This is a genomic window from Streptomyces sp. NPDC026062 (assembly GCF_055568375.1).
This window is the reverse complement of sequence record NZ_JBVHOQ010000047.1, coordinates 53,673-60,879: the sequence shown is the minus strand read 5'-3', so window position 1 is coordinate 60,879 and position 7,207 is coordinate 53,673. Positions and strand designations below refer to the sequence as shown.

Below are 7,207 nucleotides of genomic sequence, written 5' to 3'. Positions count from 1 at the left end.
CTCGCCCCGACACGCACCTCACACTTCGCAGCACTCCGCCCCACCGGATAAATCCGGTGGGGCGGAGTGAAAAGGGGCATTGGCCAACAGTGTCCGCGTGACGCGGACCGGCCCCTTCGCAGCGTTCGGGCTCCGCCGGGGCCCTGGGACGGGTTCCGTGGAGGTTCTGGAAGTCCCGTCCGCCCGGCTGCGCCCGGCCCGCCCCTCGGGCGGACGGCGCTGCCGGGCGGACCCTTTCGAACCCTTTCGAACCCGCTTAGTACACCGGCTTCTCGGGCTCGATCGTGTTGACCCAGCCGATCACGCCGCCGCCCACGTGCACCGCGTCGGCGAAGCCCGCCGACTTGAGGACCGCGAGGACCTCGGCGCTGCGGACACCGGTCTTGCAGTGCAGCACGATGCGCTTGTCCTGCGGGAGGTCCTGGAGGGCGTTGCCCATCAGGAACTCGTTCTTCGGGATCAGCTTCGCACCGGGGATCGAGACGATCTCGTACTCGTTCGGCTCGCGGACGTCGATGATCTCGATCTTCTCGTCCCCGTCGATCCACTCCTTGAGCTGCTTGGGAGTGATCGTGGAGCCGAGAGCCGCCTCCTGGGCCTCCTCGGACACGACGCCGCAGAAGGCCTCGTAGTCGATGAGCTCGGTGACGGTCGGGTTCTCACCGCAGACCGCGCAGTCGGGGTCCTTGCGGACCTTGACCTGGCGGTACTGCATCTCCAGCGCGTCGTAGATCATCAGCCGGCCGACGAGCGGGTCGCCGATACCGGCGAGCAGCTTGATGGCCTCGTTGACCTGGATGGAGCCGATGGACGCGCAGAGCACGCCCAGGACACCGCCCTCGGCGCAGGACGGAACCATGCCGGGCGGCGGCGGCTCCGGGTAGAGGCAGCGGTAGCAGGGACCGTGCTCGGACCAGAAGACGGACGCCTGGCCGTCGAAACGGTAGATGGAGCCCCAGACGTACGGCTTGTTCAGGAGCACCGCGGCGTCGTTGACGAGATAGCGGGTGGCGAAGTTGTCCGTGCCGTCCACGATCAGGTCGTACTGGGCGAAGATCTCCATCACGTTGTCGGCTTCGAGCCGCTCCTCGTGAAGGATCACGTCCACCAGGGGGTTGATCCCCTGCACGCTCTCCTTGGCCGACAGGGCCTTGGACTTGCCGATGTCGGCCTGGCTGTGGATGATCTGCCGCTGCAGGTTCGACTCGTCGACCTCGTCGAACTCCACGATGCCGAGCGTTCCGACACCGGCGGCGGCCAGGTACATCAGCGCGGGTGAGCCGAGACCGCCGGCGCCCACACAGAGCACCTTCGCGTTCTTCAGCCGCTTCTGCCCGTCCATCCCCACATCCGGGATGATCAGGTGGCGGGAGTACCTGCGGACCTCGTCGACGGTGAGCTCAGCAGCTGGCTCGACCAGGGGGGGCAGCGACACAGGAACCTCAACAATGCAGGTGGTCGGTTTCTACGTACTTCGACTACGTACGGTTGTTCTTGCCGTAACACTGCCACGCCCCCTCTCATTCCGAGATACCAGGTCCGATCCGCGAGACAATTTCGTCCCAGTACCCGGGCAGAGTCGCAAATGGGTCACTTTGTCCGTGCCCGTTTCCGGGATCCGACACTCCGCTGCGGTCCGTGAAGAAGATCGTCCCGGCGCCCTGCCAGCGCGCGACGCGCATCGCCTCCTCCAGGTGGGTGCGCGGGACACCATGGACGAAGTGGACGAAACGGTCGGGCGGATAGGCGGCGGTCCACTCCGCCACCTGCGACCAGCGGTAGTCGGTCCACGCGCCTCGGAAGGTGACGAGCTGGTCGGCGGTCTCCGCGTAGCCCGGATACGGATGGGTGTCGTGCCCCAGCACGAGGTGTCCGCCGCCGTGCCGACCGCTGCCGCTGTCGCTGTCCGTCAGGAGGGCGGACAGCGTGCCGGTGAGACGGCGAACGGCCGGGAGGTCCGGGCGCCCGGCCGGGCAGCGGTTCAGGTAGAACCCGTCGACGCGGTACCAGTCCAGGTAGGACCGCGCGTCGGCGATCAGTTCACCGAAGGGCCGGCTGCCGTGGGCCAGGTCGAGCCTGCCGAGCAGCCGTCCGGCGGAGGCCCGCACCGAGTCGAGCGGTTCCGCGCCGTGCACGGCGCGTTCGCGGGCGTTGCGCAGCCGGCCCGCGGCGTCCAGGCAGTGCGGGTCGGGGCGGCTGCCGGGGCCGTTGTCGATGTCGAGGACGGCCCAGTGCAACGGTGTTCCGGGGCGGGCGAGTTCGGCCCATTCGACGGGTGCGAGCAAGGGGTGCGCGTACCCCGGGACGCCGAAGCCGAGCTGTTCGGCGCCGCTGGTGCGGCGGGCGGTGCCGGTACTCGTCAGATACGGCACGCCGCCTCCATCCAGATATCGGCGAGGGACTCCTCCAGATTGATCCGGGGGCGCCAGCCGAGCCGGTCCCTGGCGGTGCGCACGTCGGCCTGCTGCCAGGCTCCGCAGCCGTCCGGATAGGGGGACGGGGTGACCGCGAGGTGTTCCATGACCGATTCGGCGGAGGTGCGCGGGGCGCCGATCGGCAGGCGGGCGGGGGGCGTGTCCAGCTCATGGAGTGCGCCCGCGTATCCGGCGACCTTGGCAAGGACGGCCGCCGCATCGCGCAGGCGCACGGCCCTCCCGGTGCCGATGTTGACGACCCCCTGTGCGGCGGAGAGCGAGGCCGCGTGCACGGCGCGTGCGACGTCGCGCACGTCGACGAAGTCGCGCTGTACCCCGAGGCCGCTGAGCTTCAGCTCGCCGTCGCCCGACTGCATGGCGCGCCGCATCGCCTCGGCGAGCCGGCCGAGCGGGGAGCCGGCCGGTGTGCCGGGACCGACCGGCGAGAAGACCCGGAGCACGACCGCGTCGAGGCCGGAGCCGAGGACGAGTTCGGTGGCGGCGAGCTTGCTGACGCCGTACGGGCCGCCGGGGCGCGGGATGGCGTCCTCGGCCGTGGACGAGCCGGGCTGCGAGGGCCCGTACTCCGAGGCGCAGCCGACCTGGACCAGCCTGGCGGTGCAGCTGCTGCGCCGCATCGCCTCGCAGACGGTGGCGACGGCGACGGTGTTGTGACGGGTCAGGTCGCGTGCCCCGCCCCGGGTGGCGCCGGCGCAGTTGACGACGACTCCGGGGTGGACGGCGTCCAGGAAGCGGGTGAGCGCCCCGGGGCTGCCGCCGGCGAGGTCGAACCGTACGTCGGCGTCGTCGCCGCGGCCGAGCGCCGTGAGATGGACGGCGGGGTCGGCGAGCAGCCGGTCGGCCACGAAGCGGCCGAGAAATCCATTGGCTCCGAGCAGCAGCACCCTCATCGCGCGTCCCCTCGGTGCCGACGGTCGGCTGCCGGTGCGAGGTATTGGGGGGTCATGTCCGGTGTCTCCTTGGGGCAGTTGTGCGCGGTAGGGGAAGAGGCCCGCGGCGTCGGCTCCGCGGGGTTCTGGTGTGTGGGGTTCTGGTGTGCGGGGGTTCTGGTGTGCGGGGGTTCTGGTGTGCGGGGTCAGGCGGCGGTGTGGGCGGATGCCCGGGAGAGGGTGACGGTGGCAGTGGTCAGCAGGCCGAGCGCGGCCGCCCCGCAGGCGACGGCCGGCACGGCCCCGGCGCCCGCCGCCGCGACGAGCGCGTCGACGGGACGGGCGAGAACGTCGAGGCCGGGCAGCCGGCCGGCCAGTACGAGCGCGGGTGCGGCGGCCTCGACGGCACAGGCGGCGGCGAGGCCGGTGACAGCCGGTTCGGGGAAGCCGTGCACGGTGAGGAGGCGGGCCAGCAGAAGCAGCACGCCCAGTGCCGCGGCCCCGACCGGGAAGCCGCCCGGGCCGGTCCCGAGCCCGGCCAGGTACAACAGCCCGCAGAGGACACAGAGGAAGCAGGCGACGGCGGCTAAGAGCAGGGGGCGCGCACCTGCGGCGAACTCCTCCAGCGCATGGCTGCCGGTGAGTTTGCGGTACGCGTGTACGGAGTAGAGGTGGACGCACCAGGCTGCGGGAGCGACCGCCACGGCGAGGCCGAGCAGCGGCGCCGGGGTGATGTCCCAGGGACCTTCGGGGCCGCCGCTGAGAACCTGGTGGAGCAGAGCGTCACCGTACACGACATAGCCGAGCAGCCAGCAGCCGAACAGGCCGAAGGCGCCCGACGAAGGGCCGTCGGCACGGAGCGGGCCGGTACGCAGGGCGCGTACGAGCCCGATGAGCGCGAGGAGACCGCCGCCCATGGAGATGGTGAGCCGCCCTCCGCTGTCGAGCACCCCTTCGGTGAGCCGCAGTGCGATGAAGACCGCGAGGCAGGCGGCGCCCGGCAGCAGGGCCCGCAGTGACCACGCGGCGCGCGTCTCGATGTCGCGCGCCGGGGCGAAGGACGCGCCCAAGGGCTGCCCCACGACAGCGGGGACCCGTGCGAACAGCTCCTCGGCGAGCGAGAACACATCGCGATGGCGGTAGCGGGCGGCGGTGCGGTCGGTGACGCCGTGGGCCTCCAGCCCGGCGGCGATCTCCAGCGGGTCGACAGCCCGCTCGCAGAGTTCACGGTGCCGGTGGATCAGGGAGGTCACGGGATCGGCGGGCCCGCGCCGCCCGGTGGCCGGCCTGCGCGCCGGAGCGGCGTGGGCGACCTCGGGAGCCCGGGAGGTGGGGCGCCGTGCGGGGTTGCCCGGGGGCGTCCGGTCGACGGGGGGCACCTCGTCGGCGGGGGGCACTTCGCCGGCCGGGGCGGGGGGCGCGGCGGGAGCCTCGTCGGCGGGGGCGGGGTGCGCGTCGTCAACGGTTTCGGCGCGCGCGGGCGTGGAACTCGGCGCGGGCGACGCGGGCGTGACACTCGACGGAGGCGACGCGGGCGCGGCGCTCGACAGGGCAGCGGGCACCGGCGTGGCGTCGGGCTCCGGACGATGCCCGCTCCCGGGGGCGTCCGCCCGTGCGCGCCGGTCCCCGTCGCTCCTGGTCATCGGCGTGCCGAGCGCCTCGGGCACTTCGGTCGGGCGGCCCATCGTCGTTCCTCCGTGCTCGTCACCCTGGGCAGCGACGGCACCCGGTGCACCGGTCGGTCCCGGTCGGTTCGTGCGGCCCGGCGCGGCCGCCTCCTGGTCACGCATCGCCGTCCCCCGCGCCGCACGCTCCCGCGCGAACGCCCTGCCCGGCCCAGCTGGGCGTACGCCCGGCCGGATCCGGGCCGGGGGCGGGGGCGGGGGCGGGGCCGGGGCCGTCCCCCAGCTCCGGCCACAGACCGAGGACATGCGCCTCCGGCGGGGTGGCGAAGGGGCGCGGGCCGCCGTCGGTGGCCGGAGCCGCCTCCGCGCGCACCGGCGCTTGCGCGATCAGCTCCAGGTAAATGGAGCGAAATGCCGCAAGGTTCTGTTCGACGGTGAAGAGTTCGAGCGCGCGGGCTCGCGCCGCCGCGCCCAGACGGGCCCTGCGTTCCGGGTCTCGCAACAGCGCCAGGCAGGCGTCCGCGAGCGCCTGCGGGTTGCGCGGAGGCACCACGATTCCCGTACCGCCGATGACCTCGCCGACCGCGCCGACGTCCGTGGACACCGTCGCCCGGCCGCAGAACATCGCCTCGACCAGACTGATCGGAAAGCCCTCGACCACGCTGGAGAGCACCACGACTCCGCCCGCCGCGTACGCCTGGACGAGACCGGGCACCTCGGCCCCGCCGATCTCCTCGAAGGAGACCGGGCTTTCACCGACCGCGTGCGCGCCCACGGCCTCGTCGGGGAACAACTGGGCGGCGAGCGAACGGCAGTGGGCCAGATAGCCGGCACCCTCCGGCCCCTGGGCCGCCGCGCCGATGATGCGCAGCCGGGCGTCGGGCTCGCCCCTGCGGACCTCGGCAAAGGCGTGCAGCAGGCCGGTCAGGTCCTTGGCCGGCTCGATCCGGCCGACCCAGACCAGCGTGTCCGGGCCGCCGTCACCCTCGCTCTCGCCGAGCGCCGCGAAGCGTCCGGCCTCCATGCCGGGGTAGACCGTGCGCACCTTCGCGGGTGCGGCGCCGCAGCGCTCCTGCCAGCGGCGGGCGTGGGTGTTGCCGGGGGTGATGAGTGCGGCCTGCCGGTACACCTCGGCGGCGAGCCGCCCGTGGAAGTGCGCAAGCAGCGCGCGTACCGGTGCGCTCACCGGCGCACCGGCGCCCGCGAGGTAGTGGGCGCGCACCCGCACGGCGTGCTCGGTGACGAGCAGCGGCACCCCGAGGAAGCGCTTGGCAAGCAGTCCGGGCAGCGCGGCGGCCCCGCCCGACGTGGCATGGCAGAGGTCGACGGCGCCGAGGCCCTCCTCGTCGTACCAGTCGAGGGAGAGCGGGCGCAGCGCCCGGTCGAGTTCCGCGGTGAAGGCGAGGAGATCGGGGACGGTGGCGGCCTGGACGGTGCGTCCGGTGCCGTGGGCGCGGCAGGCGGTCTCAAGGATCCGCACCGCGGTCTCGGAGCGGAGAGCGGCGGGAAGTCCACCGTGCTCACGGGCCAGTTCGGCGAGTCCGTAGAGACCGTCCGTGAACTGCGCGTCCCCGAACCGCGCGTCCCCGAACCGCGCGTCCCCGAACCGCGCGTCCGGACCGGCCGACGCCGCACCGGCCGGAGCCACGTCGGCGCTCCCGTCCCGACCGGCCGCACCGCCGCCGCCCTCCCGCTCCGCGCCCACTCCGCCCGGCCCGCCCGCCACGCACACCGCGTCCGCGAGTGCCGTGAAGTGGGTGACGAATCGCCGCTGTTCGCGCCGCCCGTACGCGCGTGCGCCCCCGCCGGTCAGCAGCCGCGAGAGCGGCCCTCGGGGGGCGTGGAGGCCGAGGGTGTCCTCGTCGGCGGTCCACAGGGGCGCTGTCCGCACCCGGCGGACCTGGAACGGGAGCTGGACCCAGCCCTGCGCCTCCTGCTCGGCGCTCCGGCTGAGCGCGAAGAGATCGAACTCGTGCTGCGCGAGCCCGCGCACCAGACGGTCGCACCAGAGTCTGGACTCACCGGACGCATACGGATAGCCACCTTCGGTGAGCAGTCCGATCCGCACGAGCACACCCCCGATCTCCCTGTGGGCGGCCACCGTTGAATCGGCGACCAGCAGCGGGACGACCGTAAGCGGATACGCCGGTGGTGGGGGGGGGGGGGGGGGGGGGGCCCCCCCCCCGGGGGGGGCCGCCCCGGGGGCGGCGCGGGGGGAGAGGGGGTGGGGGGGGGGGGTGGTGGGGGTGGGTGGGGGGGCGGGGGGGGGGCGGGGGCG

At 73.5% G+C, this 7,207-nt stretch carries 5 protein-coding genes; all 5 read right to left on the bottom strand.

Annotated elements, in window-relative coordinates:
- Positions 1-256 precede the first annotated feature (256 nt).
- The 5 genes from moeZ to ACZ4LX_RS32235 all read right to left on the bottom strand — a co-directional run bounded on the left by moeZ (position 257) and on the right by ACZ4LX_RS32235 (position 6,997).
- Entirely contained in the window at positions 257-1,435 is a 1,179-nt protein-coding gene (moeZ, locus tag ACZ4LX_RS32255) for an adenylyltransferase/sulfurtransferase MoeZ (RefSeq protein ID WP_467650458.1), read from the bottom strand.
- An 85-nt stretch (positions 1,436-1,520) separates the two neighbouring features.
- Complete coding sequence (locus tag ACZ4LX_RS32250) at positions 1,521-2,372, bottom strand: spherulation-specific family 4 protein (protein WP_467650457.1); 852 nt, start codon at positions 2,370-2,372, stop codon at positions 1,521-1,523.
- Positions 2,360-3,325, bottom strand: a complete 966-nt coding sequence (locus ACZ4LX_RS32245) for an NAD-dependent epimerase/dehydratase family protein (RefSeq protein ID WP_467650456.1) — start codon at positions 3,323-3,325, stop codon at positions 2,360-2,362. Before ACZ4LX_RS32245 ends, ACZ4LX_RS32250 begins: the two co-directional genes overlap by 13 nt.
- A 185-nt stretch (positions 3,326-3,510) precedes the next feature.
- Entirely contained in the window at positions 3,511-4,989 is a 1,479-nt protein-coding gene (locus ACZ4LX_RS32240; RefSeq protein WP_467650455.1) for a hypothetical protein, read from the bottom strand.
- A 97-nt stretch (positions 4,990-5,086) separates the two neighbouring features.
- Positions 5,087-6,997, bottom strand: coding sequence for a DUF3492 domain-containing protein (locus ACZ4LX_RS32235; RefSeq protein ID WP_467650460.1), 1,911 nt, complete (start codon positions 6,995-6,997; stop codon positions 5,087-5,089).
- Positions 6,998-7,207 lie beyond the last annotated feature (210 nt).

Bases quoted from the DNA above. Each gene is read 5' to 3' on its own strand.
- ACZ4LX_RS32245 (WP_467650456.1), bottom strand. From the start codon at position 3,325: ATGAGGGTGCTGCTGCTCGGAGCCAATGGATTTCTCGGCCGCTTCGTG.
- ACZ4LX_RS32240 (WP_467650455.1), bottom strand. From the start codon at position 4,989: ATGGGCCGCCCGACCGAAGTGCCCGAGGCGCTCGGCACGCCGATGACC.